19 protein-coding genes and 1 pseudogene are annotated in these 18,542 nt (G+C 71.9%); 3 read left to right on the top strand and 17 right to left on the bottom strand.

What is annotated here, in order from left to right:
• Window positions 1-81 precede the first annotated feature (81 nt).
• The 15 genes and pseudogenes from ACOBQB_RS06740 to ACOBQB_RS06670 all read right to left on the bottom strand — a co-directional run bounded on the left by ACOBQB_RS06740 (window position 82) and on the right by ACOBQB_RS06670 (window position 14,683).
• Window positions 82-939, bottom strand: coding sequence for an SCO6745 family protein (locus tag ACOBQB_RS06740; protein WP_423589557.1), 858 nt, complete (start codon window positions 937-939; stop codon window positions 82-84).
• A gap of 11 nt (window positions 940-950) precedes the next feature.
• Complete coding sequence (locus ACOBQB_RS06735) at window positions 951-1,736, bottom strand: sirohydrochlorin chelatase (RefSeq protein ID WP_423589556.1); 786 nt, start codon at window positions 1,734-1,736, stop codon at window positions 951-953.
• Window positions 1,737-1,741: 5 nt separating this feature from the next.
• Window positions 1,742-2,680 carry an ABC transporter permease gene (locus ACOBQB_RS06730; RefSeq protein WP_423589554.1) on the bottom strand — a complete coding sequence of 313 codons (939 nt, stop codon included), beginning with the start codon at window positions 2,678-2,680 and terminating at the stop codon, window positions 1,742-1,744.
• The gene (locus tag ACOBQB_RS06725; RefSeq protein ID WP_423589553.1) at window positions 2,667-3,458 is read right to left on the bottom strand and encodes an ABC transporter ATP-binding protein; all 792 of its coding nucleotides are present in this window, start codon (window positions 3,456-3,458) and stop codon (window positions 2,667-2,669) included. Before ACOBQB_RS06725 ends, ACOBQB_RS06730 begins: the two co-directional genes overlap by 14 nt.
• Before the next feature lie 66 nt (window positions 3,459-3,524).
• Window positions 3,525-4,628: an aliphatic sulfonate ABC transporter substrate-binding protein gene (locus tag ACOBQB_RS06720; RefSeq protein WP_423589551.1), complete on the bottom strand. Its 1,104-nt coding sequence runs from the start codon at window positions 4,626-4,628 to the stop codon at window positions 3,525-3,527.
• A gap of 264 nt (window positions 4,629-4,892) precedes the next feature.
• On the bottom strand, window positions 4,893-6,248 hold the full coding sequence (locus tag ACOBQB_RS06715; RefSeq protein ID WP_423589550.1) for a sulfate adenylyltransferase subunit 1: 1,356 nt from the start codon (window positions 6,246-6,248) through the stop codon (window positions 4,893-4,895).
• Between the two features lie 2 nt (window positions 6,249-6,250).
• Window positions 6,251-7,189, bottom strand: a complete 939-nt coding sequence (gene cysD, locus ACOBQB_RS06710) for a sulfate adenylyltransferase subunit CysD (protein ID WP_423589548.1) — start codon at window positions 7,187-7,189, stop codon at window positions 6,251-6,253.
• Window positions 7,190-7,280: 91 nt separating this feature from the next.
• A complete protein-coding gene (cysC, locus tag ACOBQB_RS06705; protein WP_423589546.1) occupies window positions 7,281-7,850 on the bottom strand; it encodes an adenylyl-sulfate kinase in 570 nt (189 codons plus the stop codon).
• On the bottom strand, window positions 7,847-8,557 hold the full coding sequence (locus ACOBQB_RS06700; RefSeq protein WP_423589545.1) for a phosphoadenylyl-sulfate reductase: 711 nt from the start codon (window positions 8,555-8,557) through the stop codon (window positions 7,847-7,849). The genes cysC and ACOBQB_RS06700 overlap by 4 nt, the downstream gene beginning before the upstream one ends.
• Window positions 8,554-8,733, bottom strand: coding sequence for a hypothetical protein (locus tag ACOBQB_RS06695; protein ID WP_127909339.1), 180 nt, complete (start codon window positions 8,731-8,733; stop codon window positions 8,554-8,556). Before ACOBQB_RS06695 ends, ACOBQB_RS06700 begins: the two co-directional genes overlap by 4 nt.
• Complete coding sequence (locus ACOBQB_RS06690; protein WP_423589544.1) at window positions 8,730-10,427, bottom strand: nitrite/sulfite reductase; 1,698 nt, start codon at window positions 10,425-10,427, stop codon at window positions 8,730-8,732. Before ACOBQB_RS06690 ends, ACOBQB_RS06695 begins: the two co-directional genes overlap by 4 nt.
• Window positions 10,428-10,565: 138 nt before the next feature.
• Window positions 10,566-10,649: a putative leader peptide gene (locus ACOBQB_RS06685; RefSeq protein WP_330166862.1), complete on the bottom strand. Its 84-nt coding sequence runs from the start codon at window positions 10,647-10,649 to the stop codon at window positions 10,566-10,568.
• 123 nt (window positions 10,650-10,772) lie between these two features.
• Entirely contained in the window at window positions 10,773-11,360 is a 588-nt protein-coding gene (locus ACOBQB_RS06680; protein WP_423589543.1) for a GNAT family N-acetyltransferase, read from the bottom strand.
• A gap of 117 nt (window positions 11,361-11,477) precedes the next feature.
• On the bottom strand, window positions 11,478-12,773 hold the full coding sequence (locus ACOBQB_RS06675) for a GAF domain-containing protein (protein WP_423589542.1): 1,296 nt from the start codon (window positions 12,771-12,773) through the stop codon (window positions 11,478-11,480).
• A 274-nt stretch (window positions 12,774-13,047) separates the two neighbouring features.
• Window positions 13,048-14,683, bottom strand: a pseudogene (locus ACOBQB_RS06670) (acyl-CoA dehydrogenase family protein).
• 17 nt (window positions 14,684-14,700) lie between these two features.
• Here ACOBQB_RS06670 and ACOBQB_RS06665 point away from each other — a divergent pair.
• Both ACOBQB_RS06665 and ACOBQB_RS06660 read left to right on the top strand, forming a co-directional pair.
• On the top strand, window positions 14,701-15,834 hold the full coding sequence (locus tag ACOBQB_RS06665; protein WP_423589541.1) for a YihY/virulence factor BrkB family protein: 1,134 nt from the start codon (window positions 14,701-14,703) through the stop codon (window positions 15,832-15,834).
• A gap of 230 nt (window positions 15,835-16,064) precedes the next feature.
• Window positions 16,065-16,808, top strand: coding sequence for a DUF6597 domain-containing transcriptional factor (locus tag ACOBQB_RS06660; protein WP_423589539.1), 744 nt, complete (start codon window positions 16,065-16,067; stop codon window positions 16,806-16,808).
• On the opposite strand, the gene ACOBQB_RS06655 is transcribed toward ACOBQB_RS06660, so the two are convergent.
• Window positions 16,788-17,216, bottom strand: coding sequence for a VOC family protein (locus tag ACOBQB_RS06655; RefSeq protein ID WP_423589538.1), 429 nt, complete (start codon window positions 17,214-17,216; stop codon window positions 16,788-16,790). The genes ACOBQB_RS06660 and ACOBQB_RS06655 overlap by 21 nt on opposite strands.
• 100 nt (window positions 17,217-17,316) lie before the next feature.
• Here ACOBQB_RS06655 and ACOBQB_RS06650 point away from each other — a divergent pair, with 100 nt between their 5' ends.
• Complete coding sequence (locus ACOBQB_RS06650; RefSeq protein ID WP_423589536.1) at window positions 17,317-17,730, top strand: NUDIX hydrolase; 414 nt, start codon at window positions 17,317-17,319, stop codon at window positions 17,728-17,730.
• A gap of 9 nt (window positions 17,731-17,739) precedes the next feature.
• Here ACOBQB_RS06650 and ACOBQB_RS06645 read toward each other — a convergent pair whose 3' ends face one another.
• A complete protein-coding gene (locus tag ACOBQB_RS06645; RefSeq protein WP_423589535.1) occupies window positions 17,740-18,516 on the bottom strand; it encodes a hypothetical protein in 777 nt (258 codons plus the stop codon).
• Between the last annotated feature and the right edge of the window lie 26 nt (window positions 18,517-18,542).

Below are 18,542 nucleotides of genomic sequence, written 5' to 3'. Positions count from 1 at the left end.
CCGCGAGACGTTAAGGGGCCGGGCCGCACCGGAGCAAGCGGTTTCACCGCCGCCGCGCGACACCGGTCCGCCGTACCCCTCTCACCCCACCACCCGCGGCAACCCGATCGGATTGGGGAACGGCACGATGCCGGAGTTCACGATGGCGCGCGCCCCCGGGTGGAGGGCGGTGAGGAGGGTGTCCGTGGTGGACTTGGGGAGGGGGCGCAGGAGGCGGTCCGTCAGGCGGTCCGTGTCGTCCTCCACCGACTCGCGTTCCGTGACGCCCCGTTCGGTCACCCGGCCCGCCGCGTCGATCAGGCCCCGGCCGCGCAGGCGGTCCGCGGCCGTCTGCCACTCCTCCTCGCTCCAGCCGCGGTCCTGCCGGATGCGGGAGGCGTCGACCCTGCCGGTCGCGGCGGCCAGGGCGAGGGCCTCGCGGGCGTCCAGGCCGTGGTCGGCGAGGGCCGCGATATGGGCGTCGCCCCGGAACTCCCGTACGCACGTGACCAGTTGCCACAGACGCTCGACCGGATCCACGCGGTCCGTCAGGTCGCGGTTGGCGGCGAAGAGCGGGCGGGCGAGCGGCGGCGCCTCCTCGACCAGGGCCGTCAGCGGGCCATTGGCGGAGGTCGTCAACACCGCGATGTCCGGGACCAGTTTGCGCAGCGCGCGCGCCGCGAGGCGGGCCCGCTCCTCGACGACGCGGTCCGGTGAGGCGTACTCCCAGGCCGACGGCAGGGCGCGCGCCACCATGCCCGGCGCGAAGACACCGAGCGCCGCCGAGGCGACGCCGGGCCCCACGCGGCCCATCGGCGCGGTGCGGGCGGCGAAGTACCCCATCCAGAAGCCCTTGAGGCCCACTGCCCGGCCTAGGCCGCGGCAGCGCTCCTCGAAGTAGATCACCGCATGCAGGGGTTCGGTCCGCAGCCAGAGCGTGCGGGAACGGCTCGGGGTCATGGACCCACAAGCTAGGCCAGTGCGGGAATCCGCGCCAGAGGAGCAACAGGGCAGCTGTCCGGCACGTAGGCCTCTTCGTAGCGCCGCACGAGCAGCCGCGCCACCGCCGGCGCCGGGCCGAGCACGTCCGCCAGTACGTCGGCCTCCGCGGCGCCCCGCGCGATGCGGTCCGGCAGGAAGCCGGGCGCGAGGACGTAGGGGGCGACGGCCACCCGCCGTACCCCCGGTACGTCCCGCAGCGCGCGCACGGCGTCTTCCGTGCGCGGCAGAGATGCGGAGGCGAACGCAGGCCGCACGGCGCACCAACCGGTGTGCCGCCACTCCCGCGCGATATCAGCGATCACTGCGATCGCCTCCGGGTCGGAGGACCCCGCCGAGGCCAGCACGACCCCGGTCGAGGACTTGTCGGCGGGGTCGAGCCCCGCCTCGTACAACCGCTGCTCCAGGGCGGTCAGGAGGAGCGGGGAAGGGCCGAGGACCGGCGCCCGGCGGACGCGCAGGGACGCGGGGGCCTCGCGCAGCACCGACGGGATGTCCGCCTTGGCGTGGAACGCGCGCGTCAGGAGGAAGGGGAGCGCCACGACGTCGCGTACGCCTTCCGCCGCGAGCCGGTCCAACACGGCCGGCACGGAAGGGGTGTCGAAGTCGAGGAAGGCCGTCTCCACCCGCAGCCCGGGGCGCAGCGACCGCACCTGGCGCACCAGCGCGTGCACGGTCGCGGCGTGCCGCGGGTCGCGGCTGCCGTGGGCGATGACGACAAGCACGGGCCGGTGCGGGGGGAGGGCTGGTCGGCGCATGGTGGTCAGCTCTTCACGAGGAGCCCGCGGCCACGCAGCACGCGCCGCTCCAAGGGGCTGAAGATGAGCAGGTCGATGGCGATGCCGACGATCAGGATGAGGAAGATGGCGAGGAAGATCATGGGCATGGAACTGGCGTTGCGGCCGTTCTCCAGGAGCTGGCCGAGCCCCACGCCGAGCTCCGGCGAGGACGCGATGATCTCGGCGGCCATCAGCGAACGCCAGGAGAACGCCCAGCCCTGCTTGAGCCCCCCGAGATATCCGGGCAGCGCCGCCGGGAGCACGATGTGCCAGGTGTGCCGCAGGCCGCTCGCGCCGAGCGTGCGGCCCGCGCGCAGGAACAGCGGCGGCACCTGGTCGACGCCCGACACCAGACCGTTGGCGATGGAGGGCACCGCCCCGAGCAGGATCACCGCGTACATCATCTTGTTCTCCAGGCCCAGCCACAGCACCGCGGGCGGCACCCACGCCACCGACGGCAGCGACTGGAGTCCGGAGAGGATCGGGCCGATCGCGGCCCTGATGAACCGCACGCGGGCGACGACCAGGCCGAGCGGCGTGCCGATCGCCAGGGCGAGCAGGAAGCCCAGCAGGCCGCGTGAGACGGACGTCCAGATGTAGTCGAACAGCGTGCCCTGGAGCCACGCCGCGCGGACCTCGTCCCACACCGCGGACGGCGAGGGCAGCTTGCTCGGGTCGTCCACGACGTCGAAGGAGACCAGTGCCTGCCAGACCACCAGGACCAGCAGCACCGCGGTGAGCGGCGGCAGCACCTTCTGCGTCAGGATCTGGCGCACCGGCGTGCGCGCGGGCCCCGCCGTCGTCTCCAGGGCGTCGAGCCCCGCCTCAAGACCGGCGAGGTCCTGGCCGTCCTCCTTGCCGGACGTCCCGGTGGCCGGACCGGTCGTCCCACTGACCGGACCGGACGTCTCAGTGCTGGCCATGGCGGCGGATCTCCCCACGCAGTTGTTCGGTGATCTCGACGGACAGTTCCGCCACGGCGGAGTCCTCGATGCGGCGCGGGTGCGGAATGCCGACCCGCCACTCGTGCGCCACCCGGCCGGGACGCGACGAGAGGAGCACGACGCGCTGGGCGAGGCGCACGGCCTCGCGGACGTTGTGCGTGACGAAGAGGACGGAGACGTTCGTCTCGCGCCAGACGCGGGTCAGCTCGTCGTGCAGCACGTCGCGGGTGATCGCGTCGAGCGCCGCGAACGGCTCGTCCATCAGCAGGAGCCGGCTGTCCTGCGCCAGGGCCCGCGCCAGCGCCACGCGCTGGCGCATGCCGCCGGACAGCTCGTGCACCCGCTTGCGGTACGCGCCGTGCAGCCGCACCAGTTCGAGCAGCTCCTCGGCCCTCGGGCGGCGCTCCGCCTTCGGTACGCCGCGCAGTTTCAGGGCGAGTTCGATGTTCTTGCCCGCGGTCAGCCACGGGAAGAGCGCGTGCTCCTGGAACATCAGGGCCGGGCGGCCGTCCGTCGTGATGGCGCCCGCCGAGGGCTTGTCGAGCCCGGCGACCAGGTTGAGCAGCGTCGACTTCCCGCAGCCCGAGGCCCCGAGGAGGGTGACGAACTCGCCCGGCGCGACATCGAGCGAGATGTCGTCGAGGACGAGCTGGGACCCGGCGGGTCCGCCGAAGGACTTCGAGACGTGCTCGATGCGGGCGGCGTGCGCCGTCTCGGTGCGGATATCCTCCGCGGCCTTGGCGAGGGTGGTCGCCATGGTCGTCACCTCCTGGGAACTCGGCTGCTGGGCGGGCTGCTTGGACGGCTACTTGATCTGCTTGCTCTACTTGACGCCGAGACCGGCGTCGTCGACCGGGGACCTGCCCTCGGCCCTGAGGACCTTGTTCAGCGGCCGGAGGTCGTAGATGCCCCGCAGGTCCGGCTTCTCCAGGAGGCCGGCCGCCACCGCGTGGTCCGCCTCCGTCTCCAGCGTGGCGGCCAGCGGGTCGTCGGTCGTCCGGATGGACTGCCACGCCGGGTCGAGCACCTCGGCGGGCAGGGCCTTGCCGGAGTCCGCCTTGAGCTGGGCGTTCGCGGCGGCCTTCGCCTTGCCCGGGTTCTTCTCGATCCACGCGTTGGTCTTCACCGCGCCGCGCAGCACGGCCTCGACGGCCTTCGGGTGCTCCTTGAGGAAGCTCTGCCGCACGATGATGTTCGTGATCACGAACTTCTTGTCCGGCCACAGGTCCGCCTCGGTGAGGAGGACCTTGCCGCCCTCGGCGACCAGCTTGGACGCGGTCGGCTCGGGCACCCACGCGCCGTCGATGGAACCGGACCGGTAGGCGTCCGGGGTGATCTTGTTGTCCGTGCGGACCACCGACACGTCGCCCTTGCCGCTCTGCGCGTCGACGTCCCAGCCCCGCTCGGCGATCCAGTTCAGGAACGCCACGTCCTGGGTGTTGCCGAGCTGCGGCGTCGCGATCTTCTTGCCCTTGACGTCGTGCAGGGACTTGATCTTCCTGGGGTTCACCACGAGCTTCACGCCGCCGGAGGCCGAACCGCCGATGATGCGCAGGTTCTTGCCCGCCGACTTGGTGTAGCCGTTGATGGCGGGCGAGGGGCCGATCCAGCCGATGTCGATCGAGCCCGCGTTCAGCGCCTCGATCTCCGAGGGACCCGCGTTGAACTGCGAGTACGTCGCCTCCGTGCCCCCCAGTTCCTTCTGGAACAGCCCTTCGCGGTTGCCGACCAGGGCGGTGGCGTGCGTGAGGTTCGGGAAGTACCCGATCTTCACGCTGTCCAGGCCGTCGATCTTCTTCGCACCCGCGGCGATCTTGGCCTTGCCCTCGTTCTCGACCGCCTGGGAGCCGTAGCCGCAGGCGCCGAGCGTCAGGGCCAGCAGCGGCAGCACCAGCAGGGCGGCGCGTCGGGTACGTGGTGCAGGCACGGGAGGTGTTCCTCTCGTCGGCCCGGGCGCACGCCGTCAGGTCGTGGCCGGGAGGTCGGCAGGTCTTCGTCTTCGCGTACGTCGTACGAGGGCGCCCCGCGGGACGGGGCGGCCGTGGGCGCGCAGGCGGTGCGCGTGCACCGCCCCCGCCGCAGGCGTCACGCCGCACATCGCGCGACCCCGCCCTGCCCGCTGCCGAGGGCGCCGCTGCCGATGCGGCCGCCCTCCTTCGCGAAGGTCGAGAACATGTCGAGGCAGGGCATGTCAGAAGTCCCAGCCGTCGTCGTCGGCCGGGGCCGCGTCCCCGGCCGCCGGGGTCGTGGCGAACGCCTCGCCCGCCATGCCCGCGGCGAGCGTCGTGCCGTCCGCCGGGTCGATCAGCAGGAACGATCCGGTGCGCCGCGAGTCCGCGTAGGAGTCGAGCGCGAGGGGCTCGGCGGTGCGGACCTTCACGCGCCCGATGTCGTTGGCGACGAGCCGGCCGGGCTCCGGGTGCTGGGACAGGTCGTCCAGAGTCAGCCGCGAGGGGATCTCCTTGACGATCGCCTTGACCGTGCGGGTGGTGTGCTTGAGCAGCACCCGCTGGCCGACGTTCAGCGGCGTGTCGGCGACATGGCAGACCGTCGCCTCGATGTCCTGCGAGGTCGGCGGGGTGTCACCGCTCGGCACGATCAGGTCGCCGCGCGAGATGTCGATGTCGTCCTCCAGGAGGAGGGTGATGGACTGCGGCGTCCACGCCACGTCCACCGCCTTGCCCAGCAGGTCGATCCCGGCGATCTGCGAGGTGCGGCCCGAGGGGAGGACCGTCACGGACTCGCCGACGCGGAAGGTGCCGGCGGCGATCTGCCCCGCGTAGCCGCGGTAGTCGGGGTGCTCGGCGGTCTGCGGGCGGATCACGTACTGCACGGGCAGCCGCGCGTGGCACGAGGTCAGGTCGTGGCTGACCGGGACCGTCTCCAGGTGCTCAAGGACAGTGGGGCCGCCGTACCAGTCCATGTTCGCGGACGGCTCGACGACATTGTCGCCGGCCAGCGCGGAGATGGGGATCGCGGTGATCTCCGGGACGCCCAACTCGCCCGCGTACGCGGTGAATTCCCCGGCGATCTCGGCGAAGACCCGCTCCTCGTAGGCGACGAGGTCCATCTTGTTGACGGCGAGGACGACGTGCGGGACGCGCAGCAGGGCGGCGACCGCGGCGTGGCGGCGGGTCTGCTCGATGACGCCGTTGCGGGCGTCGACGAGGACCACGGCGAGGTCGGCCGTGGAGGCGCCGGTGACCATGTTCCGGGTGTACTGCACGTGCCCCGGGGTGTCGGCGAGGATGAACCGGCGCCGCGCGGTGGCGAAGTAGCGGTACGCCACGTCGATGGTGATGCCCTGCTCGCGCTCGGCCCGCAGGCCGTCGGTGAGCAGCGCCAGGTCGGGGGCGTCGGCGCCGCGGCTGGCCGACACGCGCTCGACGGCCTCCAGTTGGTCGGTGAGGACGGACTTGGAGTCGTGCAGGAGGCGGCCCACCAGGGTGGACTTGCCGTCGTCGACGGACCCGGCGGTCGCGAAGCGCAGCAGGGTGGTGGCCGACAGGTCGGCCAACTGCTCTGTGGTGGCGGTGGTGTTGCTCATGGTTAGAAGTACCCCTCGCGCTTGCGGTCTTCCATCGCGGCCTCGGAGAGCTTGTCGTCGGCCCGGGTCGCCCCGCGCTCGGTGAGGCGGGAGGCGGCGATCTCGGCGATGACGGCGTCCAGCGTGGTGGCGTCGGAGTCGACGGCGCCGGTGCACGACATGTCGCCCACCGTGCGGTAGCGGATCAGCCGCTTCTCCACCGTCTCGTCGTCCTTCGGGCCGCCCCACTCGCCCGCGGTCAGCCACATCCCCGAGCGCTTGAACACCTCCCGCTCGTGTGCGAAGTAGATCTGCGGCAGCTCGATGTCCTCGCGGGCGATGTACTGCCACACGTCCAGCTCGGTCCAGTTGGACAGCGGGAAGACGCGGACGTGCTCGCCGGGGGCGTGGCGGCCGTTGTAGAGCTGCCACAGCTCGGGGCGCTGGCGGCGCGGGTCCCACTGCGAGAACTCGTCCCGCAGCGAGAACACCCGCTCCTTGGCGCGGGCCTTCTCCTCGTCGCGGCGCCCGCCGCCGAAGACCGCGTCGAACTTCTCGCTCTGGATCTTCTCCGTGAGCGGCACGGTCTGGAGCGGATTACGCGTCCCGTCGGTGCGCTCGCGCAGCTTCCCGGCGTCGATGTACTCCTGCACGGACGCGACGTGCAGCCGCAGCCCGTGCTCGGCCACCGCGCGGTCGCGGTACTCGATGACCTCGGGGAAGTTGTGCCCGGTGTCCACGTGCAGCAGCGAGAAGGGGACCGCCGCCGGGGCGAACGCCTTCAGCGCCAGGTGCAGCATGACGATGGAGTCCTTGCCGCCGGAGAAGAGGATCACCGGCCGCTCGAACTCGCCCGCCACCTCGCGGAAGATGTGTACCGCCTCGGACTCCAGGGCGTCCAGGTGGCTGAGGGCGTACGGGCTGTCCGTGCCTTCGCCGGTCGTCGTGGCGACGGTGGTCATGCTGCACCCCTTTCGTTCGCTTCTCCGCCTGCACGGCGCAGGGGTGCGGGCCTCGTGGTCGTCAGCGGCCGGGTGGCCGCGCATGCGTCGCTCACAGGACACCCCTCTCGGCGAGCAGCGTGTGCAGGGCCGCGGCGGACTCCCGCACCGTCTGGTCCTGCGACTCGATGCGCAGATCGGGCGATGCGGGCTCCTCGTAGGGGTCGTCGACCCCGGTGAGCCCGGATATCTCGCCCGCCGCCTGCTTGGCGTACAGGCCCTTCACATCGCGTACGGAGCAGACCTCAACCGGCGTCGCGACATGCACCTCCACATACGCGGTGCCGTTCGTCTGGTGGCGCTTGCGCACCGCCTCACGGCTGTCCGCGAACGGCGCGATGACCGGGACCAGCGCCAACACGCCGTTCCGGGCGAGGAGTTCGGCGACAAAGCCGATGCGCTGCACGTTGGTGTGCCGGTCCTCGCGGCTGAAGCCGAGCCCCGCCGAGAGGAACTCGCGGATCTCGTCGCCGTCGAGGACCTCCACGCGGCGGCCCTCCTCGCGCAGGCGGCCCGCCAGTTCGTACGCGATGGTCGTCTTGCCGGCGCTGGGCAGGCCGGTGAGCCAGACGGTGGCTCCGGTCACGTGGTTCTCCTGAACTGCTCGTTGTCCCGCGGTCATCCGTGGATCCCGCACTCGGTCTTGGCGTTCCCGGCCCAGCGGCCGGCGCGCGCGTCCTCGCCCTCCAGCAGACGGCGGGTGCACGGAGCGCACCCCACCGAGCCGTAACCGTCCATCAGGAGAGGGTTGGTGAGCACGCCGTGCTCGGCGACGTACGCGTCGACGTCGTCCTGCGTCCAGCGGGCGATCGGCGAGATCTTGACCTTCTGGCGCTTGACGTCCCAGCCGACGACCGGCGTGTTCGCGCGGGTCGGCGACTCGTCGCGGCGCAGTCCGGTGGCCCAGGCGGCGTACCCCTTGAGGCCGTCCTCCAGGGGCTGCACCTTGCGCAGCTTGCAGCACAGGTCGGGGTTGCGGTCGTGCAGCTTCGGGCCGTACTCGGCGTCCTGCTCGGCGACGCTCTGACGCGGCGTCAGTGTGATGACGTTGACGTCCATCACGGCCTCGACGGCGTCGCGCGTGCCGATGGTCTCCGGGAAGTGGTAGCCGGTGTCGAGGAACACGACGTCGACGCCCGGCATGGCCCGCGAGGCGAGGTGGGCGACGACCGCGTCCTCCATGGAGGAGGTCACGCAGAACCGCGTGCCGAAGGTGTCGACGGCCCACTGGAGGATCTGCAGCGCGGAGGCGTCCTCCAGGTCGCGCCCCGCCTGCTCGGCGAGCACCCTCAACTCGTCGTCCGTACGCACTGTCTGAGTGGACGTCATATCTGATCGCCTCCGCCGTCGGTGTGCTGAACGCCCCGGGCGAGGAGCCCGAGGAACTTCAGCTGAAAGGCCCGGTTGCACGCCGCGCATTCCCAGGCACCGTGCCCGGTCTCGTTCGGGCGCAGGTCCTCGTCGCCGCAGTAGGGGCAGTGGAAGGGGGCGGCTCGCTCGCTCACTTCAGGGCCTCCTCGGAGGCGCGGGCGGTCCAGGCGGCGAAGCGCTCGCCGTCCTCGCGCTGCTCCTGGAAGCGCTTGAGGACCCGCTCGACGTAGTCGGGCAGTTCGTCGGCGGTGACCTTCAGACCGCGGACCTTGCGGCCGAAGCCGGCGTCGAGGCCGAGCGCGCCGCCCAGGTGCACCTGGTAGCCCTCGACCTGGTTGCCGTCGTCGTCCAGGACCAGCTGGCCCTTGAGGCCGATGTCGGCGACCTGGATGCGGGCGCAGGCGTTCGGGCAGCCGTTGATGTTGATGGTGATCGGCTCGTCGAACTCCGGCACGCGGCGCTCCAGTTCGTCGATGAGCGAGGCGCCGCGCGCCTTGGTCTCGACGATGGCGAGCTTGCAGAACTCGATGCCCGTGCAGGCCATCGTGCCGCGCCGGAACGGCGAGGCGTTGACCTTCAGGTCCAGCGCCTCCAGGGCGGAGACGAGCGAGTCGACCTGCTCCTGCTCGATGTCGAGCACGATCATCTTCTGCTCGGCGGTGGTGCGCAGCCTCCCCGAGCCGTGCGCCTCGGCGACCTCGGCGATCTTCGTGAGGGTGGCGCCGTCCACGCGGCCGACGCGGGGCGCGAAGCCGACGTAGAAGCGGCCGTCCTTCTGCCGGTGCACGCCGAGGTGGTCGCGCCAGGTCCCGGCGGGCTGCTCGGGCGCGGGCCCGTCGATGAGCTCGCGCCCCAGGTACTCGTCCTGAAGGACCTGGCGGAACTTCTCCGGGCCCCAGTCGGCGACGAGGAACTTCAGCCGGGCGCGGTTGCGCAGCCGGCGGTAGCCGTAGTCGCGGAAGATGCCGATGACGCCGCCGTAGACGTCGGGTACGTCCTCCAGCGCCACCCAGGCGCCGAGGCGCACGCCCAGCTTCGGGTTGGTGGACAGGCCGCCGCCGACCCAGAGGTCGAAGCCGGGGCCGTGCTCGGGGTGGTGCACGCCGACGAAGGCGACGTCGTTGATCTCGTGGGCGACGTCCAGCTGCGGGGAGCCGGAGATCGCGGACTTGAACTTGCGCGGCAGGTTCGAGAACTCGGGGTTGCCGATGAAGCGGCGCTGTATCTCGTCGATGGCGGGGGAGCCGTCGATGATCTCGTTCTCGGCGATGCCCGCCACCGGCGAGCCGAGGATGACGCGGGGCGTGTCACCGCAGGCCTCGGTGGTGGAGAGCCCCACGGCTTCGAGCCGCCGCCAGATCTCGGGGACGTCCTCGATGCGGATCCAGTGGTATTGCACGTTCTGCCGGTCGGTGAGGTCGGCGGTGCCGCGCGCGAACTCCTCGGAGATCTCGCCGATGACGCGCAGCTGCTCGGTGGTCAGCCGCCCGCCGTCGATGCGCACGCGCAGCATGAAGAACTCGTCGTCCAGCTCCTCCGGCTCCAGGATCGCCGTCTTGCCGCCGTCGATCCCGGGCTTGCGCTGGGTGTACAGCCCCCACCAGCGCATCCGGCCGCGGAGATCGTTCGGGTCGATGGAGTCGAAGCCGCGCTTGGAGTAGATCGTCTCAATGCGTGTCCGCACATTGAGACCGTCGTCGTCCTTCTTGAACTGCTCGTTCCCGTTCAGCGGCGTGAAGTGACCCACGGCCCACTGGCCCTCGCCGCGGTGACGGCTCGCCTTGCGGCGGGGCGTGGCTGAGGCGGGCTTCTCTGGGGTGGCGGGCATGGGGGTACGTCCTTCGGGGGCAGCGGAAAGCGAGCTCTGACCTGCGAATATGGGCGCATGCGGAGATGCGCGCGCGGCGCTGCGCAGGGAGGGAGTCAGGGAAGTCGAGTGATCAGATGTGCGGCGGTGCTGAGCTGATCAGCGAGCCGGACACATGGCGCTGGACATGCGGCCGAGGTCGACGTGACGTCGACTCACCAAGGCAATTCCAGTGCGATCCATGACGGAAGCGTGTCACGGGACTTTCGGCCCAGTCCAGCATTATCCAAAATGTGGACACCCTTGTCCCGCATCGTGGACAAGGGTGGTATGGGTCACAGAGATCGACAGGGCGGGCGGGGTGCGTCAGCCGCGCTCGGCCCCCGGCCACGGGCCAGGAGCGGCGACTTCCGGTTCCTGGTCGACCTTGGTGTCGAAGAGCTTGAAGCCGCGCCGCAGGTAATTGTCCATGGCGTGCTCGCCGTCCAGGGAACACGTGTGCAGCCAGACCCGCTCGGTCGGCGCGAGCTCCGGCCACCGCTCGGCCAGGTCCCAGGCGCGCGCCACCCCGTACGAGAGGAGGTGCCCGCCGATCCGGCGCCCCCGGAAGGCCGGCAGCAGCCCGAAGTACACGATCTCGACGACGCCCGGCGCCGCGTCCCCCCGCTCGCCCTGCGCCGCCAGTTCCACGTACCCGGCGGGGGTCCCCCTGTCGTACGCGACCCACGTCTCCACGCCCGGCCGCTCCAGCAGCTTCTGCCACTCGGCGTAGGTATAGGACAGCCGGTCGGTCCAGCTGATGTCCCCGCCGACGGACGCGTACAGGAACCGGCTGAACTCGGGCGAAGGCACTTGGGCGCGCACGATCCGCACATCGCCGTCGGGCGCGGCGGCGGGCAGCAGATCGGTGGGAGACGTCTGCTCCAGCGACCACGTGGTGACAGTGAGACTCATGGGGCTCAGCGAATCACGGCCCCACGACGGGACGCCACGAGGGGGCACAAGGCCATGAGGGGGCGCAAGGCCATGGGGAGGCTCCAGGCGGTGAGGGGCTCCAGGCCGTGAAGGGGCTCAAGGCTCCGCCACGCTCCTCGCCCGCCGGATCGCCGGCGCCGTCGAGTGCGGCAGCAGGCTCGCCGGACGGTCCGGGAGGATCAGCTCCACCTCGACGTCCTCGTGGAAGCGGTAGGGGCGGTGGGCGAGCAGAGCGCCCAAGTAGCGCCGCACCCGGGAGAGTTCGGCCCGCACCGTCACCGTCCGCGCCGGGTCGCCGAACATGTCCTCGGCCAGGCCCGACGCGCTGCGCCCCGTGCGGTGCGTGGCCAGGAGATAGAGCAGCTCCGCGTGGCGCGGGCTCAGGTCGTGGGTCCAGTCGCGGGCCCCGCCGAGCATCGCGAGCGTCCACCGGCGCGCCCCGCTCACGTCCAGCACGACCCGGGTCGCGGGCAGCGGCTCCGGCGCCTCGTGCGGATCCTCCGGCCGCAGCAGCCAGCCGCCGGGCAGCGGCTCCACCCGGCAGGTGCCCAGCGAGGGCAGCCAGGCGCGGCCCGCCGCGAGGGCCTTGGGCAGCCGCAGCCGGTCCGCCGCGGGCATGCCCGTCACCGCGGCGGTCCAGCCGTGCACGTCCACGGCCAGCGCCCGGCCCGTCAGACGCGCGAGGACCGGGGCGGCCACCGCGCGCAGCCGCTCCAGCGACGCCACGTGCCGCTCGCGCAGCCTGGCCTCGGCGAGCTTGGCCACCGAGTCGACCAGGGCCAGCGTCGCCGGATGCATGGTCCGCAGCGGGCCGCTGACGTCGACGACGCCCAGCAGCGTCCCGTCCCGCGGATCGGTCACCGGCGCGCCCGTGCACGTCCAGGCGTGGTGGGTCCGCACGAAGTGCTCCGCGGAGAAGACCTGCACGGGGCGGCGCACCACCAGCGGGGTGCCGACGCCGTTCGTGCCGACGACGCCCTCGCTCCAGTCCGCGCCCGGTTCAAAGCCCAGCGAGTCCGCCTTGCGCAGCACCGCGGAGCTGCCCTCGCGCCACAGCACCCTGCCGTCCGCGTCACAGACCACCATGATGTGCTGCGCGGCGTCCGCCACCGTGACCAGGGCCTCCCGCAGGACCGGCAGGATCGGCAGGAGGGGCGAGGCGCGACGGCGCTCCTCCAGTTCCTCCTCGCCGAGCAGCCGGGAGCGGACGTCGCGGTCCGGGTCGACGCCGACCGTCAGCATGCGCCCCCAGGACTCGCCGATCACCGGCCGCGGCATGACGCGCGGCCGCTGCCCGGAGAGCGTCGCGTCCCGCACCCCCTTCAGGAGCCGCGCGGCGTGCGCGAGATCCATCGCGGAGATCCGCGCGAGATCGATCGTCGAGGGGTTCATCACCACTGGGTCCTTTCCGGCCAGACCAGTGCGTACGAGGCGTCCCCTCATCGTGCCTTGTGCACGCCGCCCGAGGTGATGGTTCGACGATGAATCAACGGGCGTCGGACGCCGTCCACGTTGCAACCTCATGCAACTCTCGCGAACGGCTGTGCGGTGACTGAATCTGGTCACCACACCGCCCGTGCGGTGTTCACGCTCCTCAAGGGGCCTGAAGTGCGGGGGTGGTGCCGTGTCGGCGCAGCACCACCCCCGTGTCCCCCCGAGTCACCGTTCAGGACCGCGGAGCGGCCCGCTCCACCACCGAGGCCAGATCCAGACTGTGCGGCAGCGTGCCGAACGCCGCGCCCCAGTCCCCGCCGAGCCGTGAGGCGCAGAACGCGTCGGCCACCTCCGGGGGCGCGTACCGCACCAGCAGCGACCCCTGGAGCACCAGCGCCATGCGCTCCACGAGCCGCCGGGCCCGCGCCTCAATGCCCTCCAGGTCGGCCAGTTCGGTCAGCAGGCCCTTGATCGCGCCGTCCAGGCGGTGGTCGGCGCCCCGGGCCCGGCCGACCTCCTGGAGGAACGCGTTCAGGGCCTGCGGCTCACGCTGGAGCGCCCGCAGGACATCCAGGGCCTGGACGTTGCCCGACCCCTCCCAGATGGAGTTGAGCGGCGCCTCGCGCAGCAGCCGCGGCATCCCGGACTCCTCGACGTAGCCGTTGCCGCCCAGGCACTCCAGGGCCTCGCCCACCATCGGCGTGCACCGCTTGGTCACCCAGTACTTCGGCGGCCGGCACCGCGAGCCGCAGGAACGCCCGCTCCTGCTCGCTCCCGTCGTCGTACGCCGCGGCCAGCCGCAGCGCCAGCGTCGTGGCGGCCTCCGATTCCAGCGCCAGATCGGCCAGGACGTTGCGCATCAGTGGCTTGTCGAGCAGCTTGCCGCCGAACGCCTCCCGGTAGGTGGCGTGGTGCACCGCCTGCGCGACGGCCTGCCGCATCAGCGCGGCCGAACCCAGCACACAGTCGAGACGGGTCGCCGCGACCATCTCGATGATGGTGCGCACCCCGCGCCCCTCCTCGCCGACCCGGCGCGCCCACGTCCCGTCGAACTCGACCTCGCTGGAGGCGTTGGAGCGATTGCCCAGTTTGTCCTTGAGCCGCTGGATGGCGAAGGCGTTGCGTGTGCCGTCCTCCAGGACGCGCGGCACGAGGAAGCACGTCAGCCCCTGCTCGGCCTGCGCCAGCACCAGGAAGCCGTCGGACATGGGCGCCGAACAGAACCACTTGTGGCCCGTCAGCTGGTAGGTCCCCTCCTCCGAGAGAGCCGACGCGCGCGTCGTGTTGGCCCGTACGTCGCTGCCGCCCTGCTTCTCCGTCATGCCCATCCCGAAGAGGACGCCCGCCTTCTGCGAGGCGGGGCGCAGCCCCTGGTCGTAGACGGTCGAGGTCAGACGCGGCTCCCACTCGGCGGCGAGCGCCGGGTCGGCGCGCAGCGCGGGCACCGCCGCGTGCGTCATCGACACCGGGCAGCCGTGGCCGCCCTCGGTCTGGGTCCACACCAGGAACCCGGCCGCGCGCCGCACATGCCCGCCCGGCCGCGACCAGGCCGCGGTCAGGCCCCCGCCGACCGCCTTGCCGAGGAGCCGGTGCCAGGACGGGTGGAAGTCGACCTCGTCGATCCGGTTGCCGTACCGGTCGTGGGTGCGCAGCACGGGCGGGTACGCGTTGGCGAGCGCTCCCCACTCCTGCGCCTGGGCGGAACCGGCGCTGCGGCCGAGCAGCGAGAGGTCCTCGCGGGCGGAATCGAGGAGCGCCGGGTCCAGATGCCGCTCGACGCCCTCCACGAGGGCCCGGTCGGAAGCGAATACGTCATATCCCACCAGGGGCGGAGCCTGGTTGGTCACTGTGTGGGTGGTGGCTGCCATGCCGCTACGGTAAGGAGGTGCACCAGGCAAATGAAACACCCGGGCGGCCCTCCGGACGCTGGAAACGGGCCCGCGCTCTGTACCGCGACGTCTCCAAGCGCAGGACCGCCTGGCTGCTGCTCAAGGACACCGTCAACTCATGCATCGAGTACCGCATCCTGGGGCTCGCGGCCGAGGCGGCGTTCTTCACGCTGCTCTCCGTGCCGCCGCTGCTCCTGAGCCTCATCGGGCTGCTCGCCTACGTCGACCGGTGGACCGGCGCGAATACCATCGCCAGCGTCGAGAACAACATCCTTGAGGCGTCCCGCACGGTCCTGTCCGACCGGGGGGTCAGCCAGATCGCGCAGCCGATACTGGAAGACGTCATGAAGGTCGGCCGCCCCGACGTCATCTCCATCGGCTTCGTCTTCGCCCTGTGGTCCGGCTCGCGCGCCGTCAACGTCTTCATCGACACGATCACCGTGATGTACGGCCTCGACGGCGTGCGCGGCATCGTCAAGACACGGCTGCTCGCCTTCGGGCTCTTCATCGTGGCGCTGCTCATCGGCTCGGTCGCGCTGCCGCTGATGGTGGCGGGCCCCGACGCGGTGGTGAAGCTGCTGCCGGGCTCGACGACGGTCGTCCAGATCCTCTACTGGCCGGTCGTCGTCATCCTCTCCGTGGTCTTCCTGACGACGCTGTACCACGTGTCGGTACCGGTGCGTTCGCCGTGGGTCGAGGACATGCCGGGCGCGCTGATCGCCCTCGCCATGTGGGTGCTCGGCAGCTTCCTGCTCCGCATCTACCTCACCAGCACGGTGGAGGGCCCCACCATCTACGGCTCGCTGGCGGCGCCGGTCGCCGTCCTCCTGTGGATCGGCGTCTCGGCCTTCGCGGTCCTGGTGGGCGCGGCCGTCAACGCGGCGATCGACCGCGTCTGGCCGTCCGTCGCCACGGCCGCGGCGCGCGCCGCCAACGACCGCATAAGGGAGGCCCAGGCCGCCGAGGTCATCGCCCGCGCGGCGGCCGCGCGCGAGGGACTGGATCCCGACGACCCGGAGATGCCCTCCGAGTTCCCCGAGCGGTGGTCCCGCTTCCTTCCTCCGGATGACGTGACGTCGCGGCTGCGGACGCATGCGAAGAAGAACGGCACGGACCAGCCCCCGGAGTGATCCGTCGGCCCCCCGGCGTGCACGGGGCTCCGCCCCGGGCCCCGCTCCTCAAACGCCGGAGGGGCTGAATGCGGCCTCCCGCGCACACTCCTTGGTGAAGCCCGTAGAGCCCCTGGGCTCCCGGCCCAGGACCTCCCCAGGAACTCCGCCTCCTCGGGCGGCACCCCGAACTCCGCGATCCGGTTCTCCCGCCCCGAGGCCGCGGCCCCGCGGGGCGTAGCCTTCCCTACGTGGCCCACAAGACCGGTGACCAGGGGACGTACCGCCAGGGAACCTACCGGGAGCGGCCGTCCCGGCTGAGCGGCGCGGTCGTGTGGACGCGCACGGCCACCGGTGCCCCCGGCGACGCCCCTCCCGTGCTGCCCGACGGCTGCATGGACCTGCTGTGGACGGAGGGCAGACTGTTCGTCGCGGGCCCGGACACCCGTGCGTACGACCCCGGCGCCACGGAGCCCGGCGGCCGCTACGTCGGCATCCGCTTCCATCCCGGCACCGCCCCCGCCCTCCTCGGCGTCCCGGCCCACGAGCTGCGGGACCAACGCGTGGAGGTGGCCGACCTGTGGGGCGCGGCGACCGCTCGCCGCCTGGCCGGGCAGGTGGACGGCGCACCTGATCCGGTGGCCGCGCTGGAGGGCCTCGCCCTGGGGCGCGCCGCCGATGCCGGGCCGCCCGACCCGTTCCTCGCGGAGGTGGTCAGGTCCCTGGACGCCGGCCGGTCGGTCGCCGAGACGGCGGCCGCGCTCGGCGTCAACGCCCGCCTGCTGCAGCGCCGTTCCCTGCCCGCCTTCGGGTACGGCCCGAAGACGCTCGCCCGCGTGCTGCGCCTCCAGCGCGCGCTCGCCCTGGCCCGCGAAGGGCTGCCGTACGCGGACACCGCGACCGTGGCGGGCTTCGCCGACCAGGCACATCTCGCCCGCGACGTCAAAGAGCTGACGGGCATGCCGCTCACCGAACTACTGGGCGGCGGTCACTAGCGGCGCGAAGAGGTCGACGCCGTTGCCGTCCGGGTCGAGCACGACCGCGTACCGCTGCCCCCAGGGCGCGTCGAAGGGTGTCAGCTCGCTCTTGTACCCGGCGGCCGTCAGCTCCTCGTGGACCGAGTCGACGCCCTCGGGCGTCCCGCAGTGGAAGGCGAGCCCGATCCGTCCCCCGTCGACGGGCGGACGCCACGCCTCATGGAAGGACCGCACGGTCTCCTCCGTGTCGAAGGCGACGCGCAGCCCGCCGGGGAGCACCGCCTCGACGTGCGGCGCGCTTTCGGAGCCCTCGGCGAACTCCAGGCCGAGGCGGCGGTAGAAGGCGAGCGAGGCGGCCATGTCGGAGACGACGAGCCCGATCAGATCGAACCGTGGGGCGGGTGTGGGAGTGGGTGTGCTGTTCATGGCCGCGAGCGTAGGAGGCGTACCGGTGGCGGGTCTTGAAGGAATCGGACACGGCCTTCCCGGCTGTCCGGACCCTCGATTCCCCGCTACGGTGGAAGGTATGGATTATCCCGGCGAGAACCGGCTCGCGGCGGCCGTCGTGGCCCATCGCGGCCGTGTCCTGCTCGTACGCCGCAGCGAGACCGAGCGGTTCCTGCCCCGGGTGTGGGGCGTGCCCTGCGGAAAGCTCGAACCGGACGAAAGTCCGCGCGACGGCGTCCTCAGAGAGCTGAAGGAAGAGACCGGCCTGCTCGGCAAGGTGGTGCGCAAGGTGGGCGAGTCGTCGTTCCTCAGCACCTACCGCGGCCACGAGGTGAAGAACTGGCAGGACAACTTCCTCGTCGAACCGCTCACCTTCGACGTGGCGCTGCCGCTCCCCGACCAGGAGCACCGCTGGCTGCTCCCCGCCGACCTGGGCACGGTCGACATCGACGACTACAACCGCGACATCGTCCGCCAGGCCTTCAGCCGATGAGTCAGGCCTTCATCCGATGAGCCCCGCGAGGATCTTGAGCTCCGCCAGGTAGTCCGCCACCTCCAGCGGCTCCTTCACCACCGAGCGTGTCGGCGCGTCCGACTCCCCGGATACCGTCGATACCGCGGTTTCCGCGGTTTCCGCGGCTTCTTCGGGCCCGGTGAACACGTCCGTGTAGCGCCGCCGCCCCGACCCCGTCTCCAGGAACAGCGTCACCGTCACCTCCGACGAAGCGCACCACGCCCGGTGCAGGGAATACGACGGCAGGGCGTACCCGCTGCCCGCCGCGTACACGGCGCTCTGCGTGAGCCGCAGCCGCGCCCGGCCGGCCGGCTCCAGCAGCCAGTCGCCCCCAGCCCCCGAGAGGGACTCCCGGTATCGCGCGGCGGACTGCCCGCCCCCGTCGCCCGCCTCCTCGACGGCGTCGTACAGCTCCATGCCGAGCGCGCCCCGCACCACGCGGGAGGCGAGCGGGGAGCGGTGGTTGTGGACGTCCTCGCGCGCGTCGGCCCCCGGATGCCACACGTGGGCGCGCAACCTGTGCCGGGGCCCGCCGTCGATCAGGAGCAGCTTGTCGAAGCCGAGGACATGGCGGTACGACAGGAGTGCGCACCCCGAGGGGTCACCGGCCCCCGCCGCGAGCTCCGCCACCAGGGGCAACAGCCGCTCAGGGGAGCCCAGTTCGGCGACGACGGTGCGGGCGGCCCGTACCAGGTCGTCCTCCGCCGGGCCGTCCAGCACCGCTTCGAGCAGCCGCCTGGCCCTGTGCACGTGCCGAGCACCCACAGCTCTTCCCCTCGTCCGCGCGCCCG

The organism is Streptomyces sp. G5(2025) (assembly GCF_049542075.1).
Taxonomy (GTDB): domain Bacteria; phylum Actinomycetota; class Actinomycetes; order Streptomycetales; family Streptomycetaceae; genus Streptomyces.
Note: the sequence above shows the minus strand (reverse complement) of the source record. Positions and strands in the feature narration are given on the sequence as shown.

Coding starts and splice junctions, on each gene's coding strand:
- cysD (WP_423589548.1), bottom strand. CDS start 7,189: ATGACCACCGTCGCCACGACGACCGGCGAAGGCACGGACAGCCCGTAC.
- ACOBQB_RS06740 (WP_423589557.1), bottom strand. CDS start 939: ATGACCCCGAGCCGTTCCCGCACGCTCTGGCTGCGGACCGAACCCCTG.
- ACOBQB_RS06700 (WP_423589545.1), bottom strand. CDS start 8,557: ATGACGTCCACTCAGACAGTGCGTACGGACGACGAGTTGAGGGTGCTC.
- ACOBQB_RS06725 (WP_423589553.1), bottom strand. CDS start 3,458: ATGGCGACCACCCTCGCCAAGGCCGCGGAGGATATCCGCACCGAGACG.
- ACOBQB_RS06655 (WP_423589538.1), bottom strand. CDS start 17,216: ATGAACAGCACACCCACTCCCACACCCGCCCCACGGTTCGATCTGATC.
- ACOBQB_RS06680 (WP_423589543.1), bottom strand. CDS start 11,360: ATGAGTCTCACTGTCACCACGTGGTCGCTGGAGCAGACGTCTCCCACC.
- cysC (WP_423589546.1), bottom strand. CDS start 7,850: ATGACCGCGGGACAACGAGCAGTTCAGGAGAACCACGTGACCGGAGCC.
- ACOBQB_RS06675 (WP_423589542.1), bottom strand. CDS start 12,773: ATGAACCCCTCGACGATCGATCTCGCGCGGATCTCCGCGATGGATCTC.
- ACOBQB_RS06735 (WP_423589556.1), bottom strand. CDS start 1,736: ATGCGCCGACCAGCCCTCCCCCCGCACCGGCCCGTGCTTGTCGTCATC.
- ACOBQB_RS06690 (WP_423589544.1), bottom strand. CDS start 10,427: ATGCCCGCCACCCCAGAGAAGCCCGCCTCAGCCACGCCCCGCCGCAAG.
- ACOBQB_RS06685 (WP_330166862.1), bottom strand. CDS start 10,649: ATGGATCGCACTGGAATTGCCTTGGTGAGTCGACGTCACGTCGACCTC.
- ACOBQB_RS06730 (WP_423589554.1), bottom strand. CDS start 2,680: ATGGCCAGCACTGAGACGTCCGGTCCGGTCAGTGGGACGACCGGTCCG.
- ACOBQB_RS06650 (WP_423589536.1), top strand. CDS start 17,317: ATGGATTATCCCGGCGAGAACCGGCTCGCGGCGGCCGTCGTGGCCCAT.
- ACOBQB_RS06715 (WP_423589550.1), bottom strand. CDS start 6,248: ATGAGCAACACCACCGCCACCACAGAGCAGTTGGCCGACCTGTCGGCC.